General features: G+C 66.0%; 11 protein-coding genes and 1 pseudogene. 5 read left to right on the top strand and 7 right to left on the bottom strand.

Translation table 11 applies throughout. From position 1 onward, the window contains the following. The first annotated feature begins 91 nt into the window (after positions 1 to 91). From R1Z03_RS08125 to efp, 3 genes are all read left to right on the top strand, one after another. The gene (locus tag R1Z03_RS08125; protein ID WP_272568647.1) at positions 92 to 991 is read left to right on the top strand and encodes a LysR family transcriptional regulator; all 900 of its coding nucleotides are present in this window, start codon (positions 92 to 94) and stop codon (positions 989 to 991) included. Beyond that, positions 988 to 2,103, top strand: a complete 1,116-nt coding sequence (gene earP / locus R1Z03_RS08120; protein WP_317358537.1) for an elongation factor P maturation arginine rhamnosyltransferase EarP — start codon at positions 988 to 990, stop codon at positions 2,101 to 2,103. The genes R1Z03_RS08125 and earP overlap by 4 nt, the downstream gene beginning before the upstream one ends. Positions 2,104 to 2,273: 170 nt before the next feature. Beyond that, on the top strand, positions 2,274 to 2,828 hold the full coding sequence (gene efp / locus R1Z03_RS08115; RefSeq protein WP_272552191.1) for an elongation factor P: 555 nt from the start codon (positions 2,274 to 2,276) through the stop codon (positions 2,826 to 2,828). An 81-nt stretch (positions 2,829 to 2,909) separates the two neighbouring features. On the opposite strand, the gene R1Z03_RS08110 is transcribed toward efp, so the two are convergent. Further along, on the bottom strand, positions 2,910 to 3,467 hold the full coding sequence (locus R1Z03_RS08110) for a helix-turn-helix domain-containing protein (RefSeq protein ID WP_317358534.1): 558 nt from the start codon (positions 3,465 to 3,467) through the stop codon (positions 2,910 to 2,912). Positions 3,468 to 3,626: 159 nt separating this feature from the next. Between R1Z03_RS08110 and R1Z03_RS08105 the strand changes: the two are divergent. Both R1Z03_RS08105 and R1Z03_RS08100 read left to right on the top strand, forming a co-directional pair. Then, positions 3,627 to 4,516: pseudogene (locus R1Z03_RS08105) on the top strand (DMT family transporter). Positions 4,517 to 4,739: 223 nt separating this feature from the next. Continuing rightward, positions 4,740 to 5,252: a hypothetical protein gene (locus tag R1Z03_RS08100; RefSeq protein ID WP_317358531.1), complete on the top strand. Its 513-nt coding sequence runs from the start codon at positions 4,740 to 4,742 to the stop codon at positions 5,250 to 5,252. A gap of 55 nt (positions 5,253 to 5,307) precedes the next feature. On the opposite strand, the gene R1Z03_RS08095 is transcribed toward R1Z03_RS08100, so the two are convergent. From R1Z03_RS08095 to R1Z03_RS08070, 6 genes are all read right to left on the bottom strand, one after another. Next, positions 5,308 to 6,624, bottom strand: a complete 1,317-nt coding sequence (locus R1Z03_RS08095) for an Nramp family divalent metal transporter (RefSeq protein WP_317358529.1) — start codon at positions 6,622 to 6,624, stop codon at positions 5,308 to 5,310. A gap of 225 nt (positions 6,625 to 6,849) precedes the next feature. Then, on the bottom strand, positions 6,850 to 8,220 hold the full coding sequence (rimO, locus tag R1Z03_RS08090; protein WP_284430742.1) for a 30S ribosomal protein S12 methylthiotransferase RimO: 1,371 nt from the start codon (positions 8,218 to 8,220) through the stop codon (positions 6,850 to 6,852). Between the two features lie 318 nt (positions 8,221 to 8,538). Beyond that, entirely contained in the window at positions 8,539 to 9,243 is a 705-nt protein-coding gene (locus R1Z03_RS08085; protein WP_317358525.1) for an SDR family oxidoreductase, read from the bottom strand. Between the two features lie 83 nt (positions 9,244 to 9,326). Beyond that, complete coding sequence (locus R1Z03_RS08080; RefSeq protein WP_317358522.1) at positions 9,327 to 10,328, bottom strand: NADP-dependent oxidoreductase; 1,002 nt, start codon at positions 10,326 to 10,328, stop codon at positions 9,327 to 9,329. A gap of 109 nt (positions 10,329 to 10,437) precedes the next feature. Next, positions 10,438 to 11,043 carry a TetR/AcrR family transcriptional regulator gene (locus R1Z03_RS08075; protein ID WP_284430740.1) on the bottom strand — a complete coding sequence of 202 codons (606 nt, stop codon included), beginning with the start codon at positions 11,041 to 11,043 and terminating at the stop codon, positions 10,438 to 10,440. Positions 11,044 to 11,098: 55 nt separating this feature from the next. Further along, positions 11,099 to 14,182 carry an FAD-binding and (Fe-S)-binding domain-containing protein gene (locus R1Z03_RS08070; RefSeq protein ID WP_317360297.1) on the bottom strand — a complete coding sequence of 1,028 codons (3,084 nt, stop codon included), beginning with the start codon at positions 14,180 to 14,182 and terminating at the stop codon, positions 11,099 to 11,101. Positions 14,183 to 14,283 lie beyond the last annotated feature (101 nt).

The following is a 14,283-nucleotide window of genomic DNA, read 5'->3' as shown; positions in this document are numbered from 1 at the left end:
GTGGCCCCCGCCCACCGCAAAACCCCGATGCGCGACGCCGCCATCGCAAACCGGCATGGCCGGCTGCCCGGCGGCAGTACCATCGGCGCCCATGAAGCTCGACCCGGTTTCCCTGCGCCTGTTCGTGGCGGTGATGGAAGAAAACGCCATCGCCCGCGCCGCGGCGCGCGAGCACATCGCCCCGTCGGCCGCCAGCCGGCGCCTGGCCGAGCTGGAGGGCACCCTGCAGGTGGAGCTTTTCAGCCGCAGCAACCGAGGTACCGAGCCCACCGACGCGGCGTATGCGCTGCTGAACATGGCGCGCGGCGTGCTCAACGAACTCGATGGCATCGCCCTGCAGATGCGCGACTTTCGCGCCGGGGTGCGGGGCCACGTGCGCGTGGTGGCCAACATCTCGGCCATCACCCAGTTCCTGCCGGCCGAGCTGCCGGCCTTCATGGCCGCGCACCCGCAGGTCCAGGTGCGGCTGCAGGAGCAGATCAGCAGCGCCATCGCCCATTCGGTGGCCGAGAACGCCGCGGACGTGGGCATCCTCAACCACGGCAGCTACGGAGAGCGCGTCGCCCTGCTGCCCTACCGCACCGACGAACTGGTGCTGATCGCCCCCGCCGGCCATCCGCTGGCCCGGCGGCGCTCGGTGCGGCTGGCCGATGCGTTGCCGTTCGACTTCGTGGGCGTGCACCCGGGCAGCGCCATCAACAACCAGCTCACCCGCGCGGCGGCCGAAGCGGGCCTGCCGCTCAAGCTGCGCATCCAGGTGACCAGCTATGACGCGCTGTGCCTCATGGTGTCCGCGGGCCTGGGCGTGGGCGTGCTGCCCCGCGGCAGCGCCCAGCTGTACCGCGCCACCCTGGCCCTGCGGCCCATCACCCTGGCCGAGCCGTGGGCGCACCGGCAGCTGTCGCTGTGCGTGCGGTCCGGGGAGCCGCTGTCGCGCGTGGCGCAGTTGCTGGTGGAGCATCTGCGGGCACCGGCCGGGGGTGGCGCATGAGCCCTGCGCACCCCGTGGCCTCCCCCCTGCGCTGGGACCTGTTCTGCCAGGTCATCGACAACTACGGCGACATCGGCGTGTGCTGGCGCCTCGCCGCCGACCTGGCCGGGCGGGGCCACGCCGTCCGCCTGTGGACGGACGACGCCACCGCGCTGGGCTGGATGGCCCCTGCCGGCGCACCGGGCGTGCAGGTCCTGCCCTGGCCTGCGCAGGCCCCGCCCGACGGCGCGGGCGATGTGGTCATCGAGGCGTTCGGCTGCGAGATTGCTCCTGATTTCATAGCATCCATGGCAAATTCCACTAGGGCATCGGGCCAAAAACGCCTTTGGATCAACCTGGAGTACCTCAGCGCCGAAAGCTATGTGGAGCGCAGCCACCGCCTGCCCTCCCTGCTGATGTCGGGCCCCGGCGCGGGCTGCACGCGCTGGTTCTTCTACCCCGGGTTCACCCGCCGCACGGGCGGGCTGTTGCGCGAACCGGGGTTGATGGACCGCCAGGCCGCCTTCGACCGCGCCGGCTGGCGTGCCCGCCATGGCGTGGCGGCCGGGGCCTTCGCCGTTTCGCTGTTTTGCTACGAGCCACCCGCCTTGCCTTCGCTGCTCGACCGGTTGCGGCAGCATGCCGGCGCCCATTTGCTCGTCACCCCCGGCCGCGCAACGGCAGCCGTCCAGGCGCTGGACAATCAGGACCGAAATGGCTTCCAGCGCAATCAAGACGCCGGCAGTCTGCTATCGATTTCATACCTCGCTCCCTGCCCCCAGCCGGCGTTCGACGAGATGCTGTGGGCCTGCGATTTCAACTGCGTGCGCGGCGAGGACTCGCTGGTGCGCGCCCTGTGGGCCGGCCAGCCCTTCGTGTGGCACATCTATCCCCAGGACGACCAGGCCCACCATGCCAAGCTGCAAGCGTTCCTCGACTGGCTCCAGGCGCCGCCTTCGCTGCGGCGTTTCCACGCGCTGTGGAACGGACTCGAACAGGACGGTCCCCTGCCTGCCCTGGACGCCGCCACGCTGCAGGAATGGCGCGCGACCGTGCAGGCGGCGCGCGCACGGCTGCTCGCGCAGGACGATCTGTTGACCCAACTGCTGGGGTTCGTGGCCGAAAAAAGCTAAAATCCACCGTTTTGCGCCAACCCAAGGCGGCACTTTCTGACGAAGTGACCGGCCGGCGCATCCCGCCGCGGAACATGCGCTGGCGCTCGGACCTTGCGCTGCACCTCTCAGGCAGCGCCCGCAGCGCCCCGGCGCGTAGAGCGGCTTCAACCCCAGCCCAGCAATCTGCTATGAAAATCGCTCAAGAAATCCGCGCCGGCAATGTGATCATGCACGGCAAGGACCCGATGGTCGTCCTGAAGACCGAATACGCACGCGGCGGCCGCGGCGCCGCCACGGTCCGCATGAAGCTCAAGAGCCTGATCGGCAACTTCGGCACCGAAAACGTGTTCAAGGCCGACGACAAGATCGACAACGTCATCCTGGACAAGAAGGAGTGCACCTACTCCTACTTTGCCGATCCGATGTACGTCTGCATGGACACCGAATTCAACCAGTACGAAGTCGAAGCCGAGAACATGGGCGACGCACTGAACTACCTGGAAGACGGCATGACCGTCGAAGTGGTGTTCTACGACGGCAAGGCCATCTCGGTCGAACTGCCCACCAGCGTGGAACGCGAAGTCACCTGGACGGAACCCGCCGTCAAGGGCGACACGTCCGGCAAGGTGCTCAAGCCCGCCAAGATCGCCACCGGCTTCGAAGTGCCCGTGCCCCTGTTCGTGAGCCAGGGCGACAAGATCGAAATCGACACCCGCACGGGCGAGTACCGCAAGCGCGTCTGATCGATCCGGATCGAGTTTCGATCCCCAAAGGGCACCCGCTTCGGCCGGTGCCCTTTTTCATTTCCGCTAGGCCAGTCCATGTCATGTGTGCTCGATCAGCATGACCGCCGTCGTCTGAGGCTCCAGCGCTTCGAACACATGCGTTTCATCCGCCGAGTAGCTGGCGTAGTCCCCCGGGCCGAGTTCCACCAGATGGCCGACCGGCCCCAGCCTGGCGCGTCCGCTGCACAGGACGACGTGCTCCACCGTGCCCGGCAAGTGGCGCTCGGAAGTCCTGGGTGCGCCGGGCTGGACCGACAGGCGGTAGAGATCGCGCTGCACGCCGGCAGGGCACACCGCCAGCAAGGTCGCCGCGTAGTTCGCCTGCTCCGAAGCCAGCGCCACCCCCTCATGGGCCCGGATGACCTGCACATGGGTTCTGGGCTGGGCGATCAATTGCGTCAACTGCACATCCAGCGCCGTGGCGAGCGCCCAGAGCGTCTCCAGGCTCGGATTGCCGACGCCCGCCTCCAGCTGGGAGAGCGTCGATTTGGCGATGGCCGCCCGTTTGGCGAGTTCGGACACGGACAGGCCGAGGCGCTCGCGCTCGCGGCGAACGGCCGCGGCCAACAGGCGGATGGGTGAAGGACTGGTGTTCAAGGGATGATCATCCTATCTCATTAAAAAGAACAATCGTTCGACTTGACGAACGAATGAAGCAAGTTCATCATACAGATCGTTCGTTCTTTTTAAAGAACGAATCGCTTTCTTCCGACCCCTTGCCCAGGCGACTTGGCAATCCACCACAGGCGACGATCCATGCATCCGAAAACGGCAGGCACGCTGGAGATGACCACCGCCATGGTCATCGCCGGCACGGTGGGCTGGCTGGTGCTGCAGACCGGAATGCCTGCCGGCGCAGTGGTCTTCTGGCGCTGCGCGTTCGGTGCCGTGGCGCTGCTGATGCTCTGTCTCCGTCCGGGCCAGCCAGAGCGATGGAACATCGGCCGCAGGCAAGCCGGCATGGCCGCACTCGGCGGCATCGCCCTGGCGGCCAGCTGGGGCCTGCTCTTTGCCGCCTACTCGCACGCATCCATCGCGATTGCCACGGTGACCTACCACACCCAGCCCTTCATGCTCGTGGCGCTGGGGCGCTGTTCTTCGGAGAAAAGCTGACCGCGTCGCAGGCAGGATGGCTGGGCATCGCGTTCGGCGGCCTCGTGCTCATCGTCGTCGGCGGTGGACAGTGGGGCGCGCTGCCCTCCGGCTACCTGGAAGGCGTCGGACTGGCACTGGCCGCCGCGTTCTTCTACGCCATGGCGGCCGCGATCACCAAAAGGCTGAGCGGCGTGCCGCCCCGGCTGATCGTCCTGATCCAGCTGATCGTCGGCACCCTGCTTTTGCTGCCGTTCGCCCAGGCCCCGACGGGCGGATCGACGCTACCCACCTGGGGTTTGCTGCTGGCGATCGGATTCATTCACACGGGCCTGATGTCCACGCTCCTGTACAGCGCCATACAGAAGTTATCGACGTCGATGGTGGGCGTTCTGTCTTTCATCTATCCCATCGTGGCCATCGGGGTGGACGCGTGGGCCTTCGGCCATCGGCTGAGCCCGATGCAGGTCGGTGGCGCCGTCGCCATCCTCATGGCCGTGGCAGGGATGAACTTTGGATGGCGCATGGCCGCACGCCACCCAGCGCCGCGATAGCCACGCGCACGAAGCGTGCGCTTTCGCGCTTCAGCCCATTTCAGGACGATTCACGCAATCTTCAGAGCGCTGCAAGGGGAGTCTTTCCAGAATGGAGCCACCGGAAGGCCGACAGGCGCGCACCCCTTGCCAGCATCCAGGCCCGCCATGGCACAGGGGCGTCGGGTGGGCAATTGCCAGGCCTTCCGGCAATGATTTCCTTACATAACACCAGGGAGCCCGCATGCATTCGATCCGCTTTTTTTCCTCCACTACCCCCTTCGCGCTGTCCGCCATGGCCGCGCTGCTCATGGCCCCGGGCCTCAGCCGCACCGCCCACGCCGTGGAATGCCGCGCCATCGCGACCGTGCAGCACAGCGCCGTCTCGGCCAACAACAACGCCGATGGCGGCCACCTCAACCAGCACGTCTTCGGCGCGACACCGCCCCAGGGCTCCAGCCAGCAGGACAAGACGCTGTTCTCCAGCGTGGGAGACTACAGCGCCTTCTGGAACAGCTACCAGGACCCGAAGAAATACAAAGGAAAGGCCGTCAAGTGCTCCGGCACGCATGCACGGCAAAAGGTGACGGTCTACAGCGTGCTGAAGCAAGACCTGATCGGCGGCTTCAACTGCACCGCGGCCAACGCCAACGGCGAATGCACCACCAAGACCAAATCGCAGTTCTCCAACGTTCAGCTCGACTTCGAAAGGGTCGGCAGCAAATGGATTCTGCTGACGGCCTATCCGACCAACTGAGCCGACCAATCAAGCAGGGGGCCGCAGCGGCAGCTTCTGGCGGAAACGGCCTCTCTCAGCCGAACACCGCCGTCACCAGCCAGAGGTTCGCCAGCGAGATCACGGCGAACAGCCCCCAGGCCGCCAGCCGGAGGATCCGTCCGGTGGCAAAGTGGCCCATCACCTCGGGGCTGCTGCTGAACCGGATCAGCGGCCACATCGCGAAGGGCAGCTGAAAGCTCAGCACCACCTGGCTGAGCACCAGCATCTTGCCCACACCCGCATCGCCCAGCCACCACACGCCCACGAAAGCCGGCACCAGCGCCAGGCCCCGCGTGATGAGGCGCCGCTGCCAGCAGGGAATCTTGAGGTCCAGGAATCCTTCCATCACGATCTGCCCGGCGATGGTGCCCGTGAAGGTCGAACTCTGGCCCGAGGCCAGCAGAGCGATGCCGAAGAGCGCAGCCGCGAGGGCGCTTCCCACCAGGGGTTCGATGAGGTGGTAGGCGTCGGCGATGTCGGCCACGTCGCGGTGGCCGCTGTGGTGGAAGGCACTGGCGGCCAGCACCATGATGGCCGCGTTCACCAGCAGCGCGAGCGACAGCGACACCACGGCATCCCAGGTGCAGAAACGAATGGCCTCGCGCCGCGCCGCATCGGTGTCGGCCACCAGCCGGGTCTGCACGATGGACGAGTGCAGGTACAGGTTGTGCGGCATGACCGTGGCGCCCACGATGCCGATGGCCAGGTACAGCGCCCCGGGCTGCTGCAGCCGCTCCAGGCTGGGCACGAAGCCGATCGCCACCTGCGACCAGATCGGCTGCGAGAACGCCAGCTCCACTGCAAAGCACGCAGCGATGGTGGCCACCAGCGCCAGCACGATGGCCTCCACCCGCCGGAACCCCGCGCCCTGCAAGCCCAGCACCAGCACAGTGTCGAAGGCGGTGATGGCGATACCCACCGGAATCGACACGCCGAACAGCAGGTGCAGCGCCAGCGCGCTGCCCAGCACCTCGGCCAAATCGCAGGCCACGATGGCCAGTTCCGCTCCCAGCCAGAGGCACCGGTTCACGGCGGGGGAATAGCGCTCGCGGCACAGCTGGGCCAGGTCCCGGCGCGCCACCAGCCCCAGGCGCACGCACAGGGTCTGCAGCAGCATGGCGGCGAGGCTCGCCAGCAGCACGACGAAGAGCAGCCCGTAGCCGAAGCGCGAGCCGGCCTCGATGTCCGTCGCCCAATTGCCGGGGTCCATGTAGCCCACCGAGACCAGCAGGCCCGGCCCTGCGTAGCGCAGCAGCTTTTTGGAAAACGGGAGGCCAGGGTCCACCTGGACGCTGCCCTTGACTTCGGATGGGCAGAAAGGCGCGGTGGCGGTGCGCGGCAAGGGGAACATGGGCATGGGAGCTCGATGATACGTAGCCCGGTCCCGCAGCAGGCACGCGACGGCATGGCGCCGCGCCTATTGCGCAGATAGCTGGCGTGGGGTTAGCATGGCGGCGCGCTCGGGCTATGCGGCGAGTGATCAATCGCCGCCATGGCATGGCGCGATGGGCGGTACCTGCCGTCAGGCCCCCGCCCGCCGCGGCGACCGCCCGCGCGGGTCCCGCGCCACCTCGGGTCAGATCGGCAGTGCGACCAGGTCGTGTCCCTGCGTGCCGACGATGCGGGCCCGGGTGAACTCGCCCACCTTCATCGTCTTGCTGATCTTCTCAGGCGGCAGCAGGTGCACCACGCCGTCGATCTCGGGCGCATCGGCATAGGTGCGGCCGGTGCCGCCCTTTCTGCCCAGCGCGGGGGCGGAGTCGACCAGCACCTGCATGGTGGCGCCCACGCGGCTGCGCAGCTTGGCGGCGGACACTTCCTCGGCCACGGCCATGAAGCGCGCGCGGCGCTCTTCGCGCAACTCGAGGGGCAGCATGCCGGGCAGTTCATTGGCCACAGCGCCGTTCACGTCGCTGTAGGCGAAGCAGCCTGCGCGGTCGATCTGCGCCTCGCGCACGAAGTCCAGGAGGTGCTGGAACTCTTCTTCGGTCTCGCCCGGAAAGCCGGCGATGAAGGTGCTGCGGATGACGATTTCGGGACAGGTCTCGCGCCAGCGCTGGATGCGCTCCAGATTGCGCTCGCCGCTGGCAGGGCGCTTCATGCGCTTGAGCACGTCCGGGTGGCTGTGCTGGAACGGCACGTCCAGGTACGGCAGCACCTTGCCCGTGGCCATGAGGGGGATGACCTCATCGACGCTCGGGTAGGGGTACACGTAGTGCAGGCGCACCCAGGCGCCGTAGGGCTCGGCGATCTCGCCCAGGGTCTGCACCAGCTCCAGCATGCGGGTCTTGACGGGCTTGCCGTCCCAGAAACCCGTGCGGTACTTCACATCGACGCCGAACGCCGAGGTGTCCTGGCTGATGACCAGCAGTTCCTTCACGCCGCCTTCGAACAAAGCCTTGGCCTCGCTCAGCACATCGCCGATGGGACGCGAGACGAGGTCGCCGCGCATGGAGGGGATGATGCAGAAGGTGCAGCGGTGGTTGCAGCCTTCGCTGATCTTGAGGTATGCGTAGTGCTTGGGCGTGAGCTTGATGCCCGCCACACCGAAGCTGCCCGGCACCAGGTCGATGAACGGGTCGTGCGGCTTGGGCAGGTTGAGGTGGACGGCATCCATCACCTCCTGCGTGGCATGGGGGCCGGTGACGGCCAGCACGCTGGGGTGCATTTGCCGCACCAGGTTCCCGCCACCGTCGCCGGACCGCGCACCCAGGCAGCCGGTGACGATCACCTTGCCGTTCTCGGCCAGCGCCTCGCCGATGGTGTCCAGGCTCTCCTTGACGGCATCGTCGATGAAGCCGCAGGTGTTGACGATGACGAGATCGGCACCTTCGAAAGTCTTGGAGGTCTGGTAGCCCTCGGCGCTCAGCTGCGTGAGGATCAGTTCGGAGTCGGTCAGGGCTTTGGGGCAGCCAAGACTGACGAAGCCTACCTTGGGGACCTTCATCGTCTCTGGCGTCGCGATTTCATCGTAAGTATCTGATTTCATTTGGGTTTCGCAGGACGGCCCGGCGGGCAAGATAACCGGACATTGTAAATGAGGCCAGGAATTGACCTCAGCCACGCTGCATCTCCACGCTTGAAATCATGGGTTCCGAGGCCCTGTCTGGCATCGACTCGGCCATCTGCGCACCGGGCATGTGATTCTCCAAAGCCCCCGCTTCCCCTTCCCACCCCGGGCGCCGTGATCACGCGCTGGCGCCACGCTTCACGGCAGGGGCAGGGGCAGGGAGTGTGTCGAGTGGCATGCCGGTGTGCCCGGGGCTCAAAGGGCCTGGGGGAGGTAGACCGGACGCGGCGCTGTCAGGCCCTGCCTTACCTGCTGCGTGAGCACGTCGGCCAGTACCTCGTCGGCACCGGCCTCCAGTCCGTCGAGTGCACGCTGCACGATCTCCTCGGCGCTGCTTTTCGGGACCTCGAAGCCCCTGGTGAGGTCGGTGTCCACATACGCCATGTGCAGGCCCAGCACCTGGGTCTTCTGCCCGGCCAACTCATGGCGCAGTGCGTTGGTCAACGACCACGCCGCCGACTTGCTGGCCGAATAAGCGGCCAGCTCGCCACCATTGACCCACGACGCCACCGACAGAACGTTGAGCAGTGCGCCACCGCCATTCGCCTGGAGCACGGGCGCAAACGCTTTGCTCACGTTCAGCACACCAAAAAAGTTCGTTTCAAAAATGCGGCGCGCCAACGCGTCGCTGTCCTGCGCCAGAAAGCCGCCCGGCTGGGCGATGCCCGCGTTGTTGATCACCAGGTTCACGTCGGCGGCCTGCTGTGCCGCAGCAGCGATCTCCTCGGGCTTGGTGACGTCGAGCCGCAGGGCGTGCACGCCGGGCAAGGTGACGGTGGCGGCGTCGCGCGCGGCGGCGTAAACCTTGCGAGCACCGCGCGCAAGCAGTTCGCGCGCGAAGGCCAGGCCGATGCCGCGGTTGGCGCCCGTGACGAGGACGACGGAGTTTTCAAGGTGCATGGGGAGCTCCAAAGGGTTGGACTGGTATTTCAAATGACGATCGTCATATTTACGGACGTGCGATGTCGTTCCAATGGAACGGCTCATCGGACCTTGATGACCACCTTGCCCTTGGCTCGGCCGCTTTCGACGTAGGCCAGGGCATCGTTGGTGGATTCGAAGGGGAAGACCTGGTCGATCACGGGGCGGATGGCGCCCGATTCGATCAGCGGCGTGATCTGCCGCAACTGGCTGCCGCTGGCCTTCATGAAAAGGAATGCATAGGCGACATCGAGGCGCCGGGCCTGCCTGCGGGCGCCAGAGCTGATGGCGCGCATCACCTGCTTCACCCACCATGGGGCATGGATGTCTTCGGCGAACCGGGGGTCCGGTGGCCCTGAGATGGAAACGAGGGTTCCGCCCGGCTTGAGCACGCCCAGGGACTTCGCCAGGGCCTTGCCGTCCTGGCTGTTCAGCACCACGTCGTAGCCGCTCAGGTGGTCTTCAAAGGCCTCGTTCTTGTAGTCGATGACCACATCTGCGCCCAGGCGTTTCACCAGAGCGACGTTGCCGGTGCTGGTGGTGGTGGCAACCGTCGCGCCCAGGTGCTTGGCCAGCTGGATGGCAAACGTGCCCACGCCCCCGGAGCCTGCCTGGATGAAAACCTTCTGCCCCTTCTTGAGCTTTGCCTTTTCGACCAGCGCCTGCCAAGCCGTCAAACCCACCAGGGGGATGGACGCAGCCTCCTCCATGGTGAGGTTCCTGGGCTTCATCGCCACCGAGTCTTCCTTCACGGCCACGAATTCGGCGAACGTGCCGATGCGCAAGTCATCGGGCCTGGCGTACACCTCGTCGCCCGCCTTGAACTGGCGGACACGCGGTCCGGCGCGCACCACCACGCCGGCCACATCGTGCCCCAGGACGAACGGTGCGCGATACGGCAGGATGAGTTTGAACTCGCCATTTCGGATCTTGGCATCCAGCAGGTTCACCGCGGCCGCGTGAACCTGGATCAGCATCTCGTCGTCACGCAAGTCCGGCTCAGGCACGTCGGCGGCGCGCAAGCGCTCTTTTTTCCCATAGCGGTCCAGGATGAAAGCCTTCATGGGGTTCCCTTTTTGCAGGCAGAGCAGGCGACGAACCTGGCAGCATTGGCTGTCAGGCATTTTGAAATGATGGTCATCATACTTATGAGTAAAAAAAAGCCCGGTGATCTCACGCACCGGACGGGGCCAGACTCTTCAACGCGGCGCTGCACAGCGACTCCGACAGCGCCGAGTCATCGACGGCACGGGCCAGCACCAACGTGCCCACCATGGTGGCCACGGTCACCAACGCGCGCTCGTGGGCGCCAGGCTGTCCCCAATCGGGCGACTGACGGGCCACCAGATCGATCATCTCCTTGATGCGGAGCGTGGCCGCGCGACGCACTTCGGGCGATTGGCGCGGCATCTCGGAGCCCAGGGCGGACACCGGGCAGCCTGTCTCGATAGCCGCCAGATGCTCCTTGGACAGATAGACCTGCATCAGCGCTTGCAAGGACTGCTCTGGCGGCACGGCTGCGACGATGCGCGCAGCGGCGGCGTTGGCTTCGGCTCCGGCACGGTCTGCCGCTTCGGCCAGCATGGCTTCGCGAGACTCGAAATGGGCATAGAACGCACCGTGCGTCAAACCCGCCTCTTTCATGATGTCGGCCACGCCGGTGCCGTCATAGCCGCTGCGCCGGATGGCGCGCGCAGCGGCCTGCACGATGCGCTCGTGCGAAGCCTCTTTGGCAGCAGTTCGGCCATTGGTCTTTACTTTTCGCATGACGGCCATCATACATTTGTTTGCCCATTGCGCACTGGCAGGTGAAAAAGCGGCCGGATGCACACGGTCAGCACCCCGGGCCGACAGGAGCGGAAGTTTCCCGCTGTGCATAGAACTGAAGCAGGACTTCCACGGGATGCCGCAGACGCCGGTCGTCCATCCGCTTGGCCTGGCTGCGGCAGGAATATCCGGTGGCCAGGAACTCCGTCTGTCGCGCCGGCTCGGCGTTCAATATCGGACCCCACGATTGGGAGTAGATGAGGCGCGAGGTCTGCACATTCAGGCTTTCGTGTCCGTAGGTTCCCGACATGCCGCAGCAGCCACTGGCCCGCGGACTGAGCTTCAAACCGGCACGGGCGAAGACCTGGGGCCACAGCGCTGCGGCGGCGGGGGCGGTCGTTTTTTCGGTGCAGTGGTTCAGCAGCTGAAAGTCCCCCGAAAGAGATTCCGACGCCCGCGCGGGCAGCGCCTCCAGCAGCCATTCCTGCGCAAGCAGAACGCACGGCGGCTTTTGCAAAGACGGCAGCTTCGCGTATTCCTGGCGGTACACGAGCGTCATGGCAGGATCGAGACCAACCAGCGGCACGCCACACGACGCCAGAGCGCCAAGCATCTCCGCGTTTTTGAACGCCGTTCGATCGAAGGCCTGCAGAAAGCCCAGCACATGAAGCGGCTTGCCGTTGGGCATGAAAGGAGCCAGCCAGACCGTGTACCCCAGCCGGGACGCCAACTCGATGAACGCGGAAAACACGGGCGTCTCGAAATAACGCGTGAACGCGTCCTGCACCAGGATCACGGACCGGGCGCGTTGCGCGTCCGTCAGCGCGGCCAGCAACGATGGCGTGGCACAGCGCACGCCCCAGCGGCTCAACGTGGTCTGGAAGTCGAAGCGGCTGAGCAACGGGCTGTCCACCATGCCCGCATGGCGCTCGAGCATCCGGCGCACCAGCGTGTTGGACATGGCACCGTTGTAGAGCCGTGGAAGGCGTGCCAGATACGGCACGCTGAATTCGAGCGAGCCAATGAGGTAGTCCTTCAACGGCCTTCCATACCGCGTGTGATAAAGCGCCAGAAAGCGCGACCGAAAGTCAGGAACGTTGACCTTGACAGGGCACTGCCCCGCGCACGACTTGCACGCCAGGCAACCGGACATCGCCTCATACACCTCATGGGAAAAGTCGCGGGAGCGACCCGTTCCGTTGGTTGCGCGTTCGCGGCGGTTGCGCCAGCGCCTGGCCAATCCGGCCAGGAACGAGGGTTGCCGCGCAGCCACCGCCAGAACATCCACCCCCGCATGGCCCTGCAGGCGCAGCCACTCGCGCAGCAGCGAGGCACGTCCTTTCGGGGAGTGCCTGCGTTCGCGCGTGGCCTTCCATGACGGGCACATCGCGTCGTCCGGATCGAAGTTGTAGCAAGCGCCATTGCCGTTGCAATGGACGGCGCTGGCAAAGCTCTGCCACACCCGCTCATCGATCTGGCGATCGGCGTCGGCACGCAATGGCACCTCATCAATGCGCAGCAGCCGGGCACTCTGGCCTGCGGGCGTGGCAATCTTTCCCGGGTTGAGCTGGTTGTGCGGATCGAATGCCGCCTTGAGCGCCTGCAGTGCCGCATACAGGGGGCCGAAATACTTCGGCGCGTATTCGGAACGGACTCCCTTGCCGTGCTCGCCCCAGAGCACGCCACCGTATTTCAGGGTCAGCCCGGCGACCTCGTCGGAAATGGTGCGGATCAGCGCCGCATGGGCGGGGTTCTTCAGGTCCAGGGCGGGCCGGACGTGCAGCACACCCGCATCCACGTGGCCGAACATGCCATAGCTCAGCCCATGGCGGTCCAGCAATGCCCTGAACTCTTCGATGTAGTCGGCGAGCTTCTCTGGCGGCACGGCCGTGTCTTCGACGAAAGGCTGGGGCCGGGCCTCACCCTGCACGTTGCCCAGCAAGCCGACGGCGCGCTTGCGCATGGCATAGACCTTGTCGACGGCCGTGCGGCCCGATGCAATGGTGTGACCGATGCGGCTCACCGTGGGGTTGCGGGCGAGGTGCCCGATGAAGGCCGCCACGCGAGCGCGCACCTCGTCCGCCGAGTCCCCGCAGAATTCGACCAAGTTGATGCCACGCGTCGGTGCCGGGTCGGCCTGGGCAGGGAAGTATTGCGCCACGTCCTGACAGACGATGTCCTCCATCGCCAGCATCAAGACCCGCGAATCGACCGTCTCGATCGACAACGGGCGATGCTCCATCAACACCCGCGCATCGCGCAGCGCGTCCATGAAACTGGCATAACGCACATTGACCAGCATGGAATGGCGGGGGATGGGCAGCAGGCCGATTTCCGCCTCGACGACGAAGCCCAGCGAGCCTTCCGCCCCACACAAGACGCTGTTGAGGTTGAAGCGACCGCCGGGCTCTTTCAGGTGCGCCAGGTCATAGCCGGTCAGGCAGCGATTGAGCTTGGGAAAGCGCGCCTCGATCAGCTCGGCATGCTCCGTGGCGATCTGGTGCGCGCAGCGCCAGACATCGCCCACCAGGCCGCTTTCCTTCAATCGCAACGGCAGTTCCTCGGCATCCACTGAGCGACTGGCAAACCGCACGCCCCCCAGCAGGACCATGTCCAGCACCTGCACGTGGTCGCGGGTCTTGCCGTAGGTGCAACTGCCCTGGCCGCTGGCGTCGGTGTTGATCATGCCGCCGATCGTGGCGCGGTTGGACGTGGACAGCTCAGGGGCAAAGAACAGCCCGTGCGCCTTCAGCGCCGCATTCAACTGGTCCTTGACGACGCCGGCCTGCACCCGTGCCACCCGGCGCACGGGATCGATCCACAGGATCTGGTTGAGATGCCGGGAGATATCCACGGCGATGCCCCCGGTGAGGGATTGCCCGTTGGTGCCCGTGCCCCCGCCCCGCGGAGAAACCACCACCCGCCGGTGTTCCGGCCTGGCGAGCAGCTTCGCGAGTGTTTCGACGTCCACGGCATCTTGCGGGAAGACCACGGCCTGGGGCAGCCGTTGATAGATCGAATTGTCTGTGGCCAGAACGGTGCGGTCCGCGTACTGCGATGTGATTTCGCCCCGGAAACCCTCGGCGGCCAATGCCTGGAGAAAACGCGGGTAGTCACCGTCCAGCGGCGCCGGGGCGGGAATGATTGCAATCAATTTCAGGTCCTGCAATGACGAAAAGAAGCGCCCTGCCCCACGTGGCCCGTCAAGCGTTGAACGCGGCGCATCGAGAGGGCGAGAGGGCGCGGGAGCAG

The organism is Acidovorax sp. BLS4 (assembly GCF_032929295.1).
Classification (GTDB): domain Bacteria; phylum Pseudomonadota; class Gammaproteobacteria; order Burkholderiales; family Burkholderiaceae_C; genus Paracidovorax.
The sequence above is the reverse complement of the archived record's forward strand: the minus strand, read 5'-3'. Positions and strand labels throughout refer to the sequence as shown.

Bases quoted from the DNA above. Each gene is read 5' to 3' on its own strand.
- R1Z03_RS08125 (WP_272568647.1), top strand. From the start codon at position 92: ATGAAGCTCGACCCGGTTTCCCTGCGCCTGTTCGTGGCGGTGATGGAA.
- earP (WP_317358537.1), top strand. From the start codon at position 988: ATGAGCCCTGCGCACCCCGTGGCCTCCCCCCTGCGCTGGGACCTGTTC.
- efp (WP_272552191.1), top strand. From the start codon at position 2,274: ATGAAAATCGCTCAAGAAATCCGCGCCGGCAATGTGATCATGCACGGC.
- R1Z03_RS08100 (WP_317358531.1), top strand. From the start codon at position 4,740: ATGCATTCGATCCGCTTTTTTTCCTCCACTACCCCCTTCGCGCTGTCC.
- R1Z03_RS08095 (WP_317358529.1), bottom strand. From the start codon at position 6,624: ATGTTCCCCTTGCCGCGCACCGCCACCGCGCCTTTCTGCCCATCCGAA.
- rimO (WP_284430742.1), bottom strand. From the start codon at position 8,220: ATGAAGGTCCCCAAGGTAGGCTTCGTCAGTCTTGGCTGCCCCAAAGCC.
- R1Z03_RS08085 (WP_317358525.1), bottom strand. From the start codon at position 9,243: ATGCACCTTGAAAACTCCGTCGTCCTCGTCACGGGCGCCAACCGCGGC.
- R1Z03_RS08080 (WP_317358522.1), bottom strand. From the start codon at position 10,328: ATGAAGGCTTTCATCCTGGACCGCTATGGGAAAAAAGAGCGCTTGCGC.
- R1Z03_RS08075 (WP_284430740.1), bottom strand. From the start codon at position 11,043: ATGATGGCCGTCATGCGAAAAGTAAAGACCAATGGCCGAACTGCTGCC.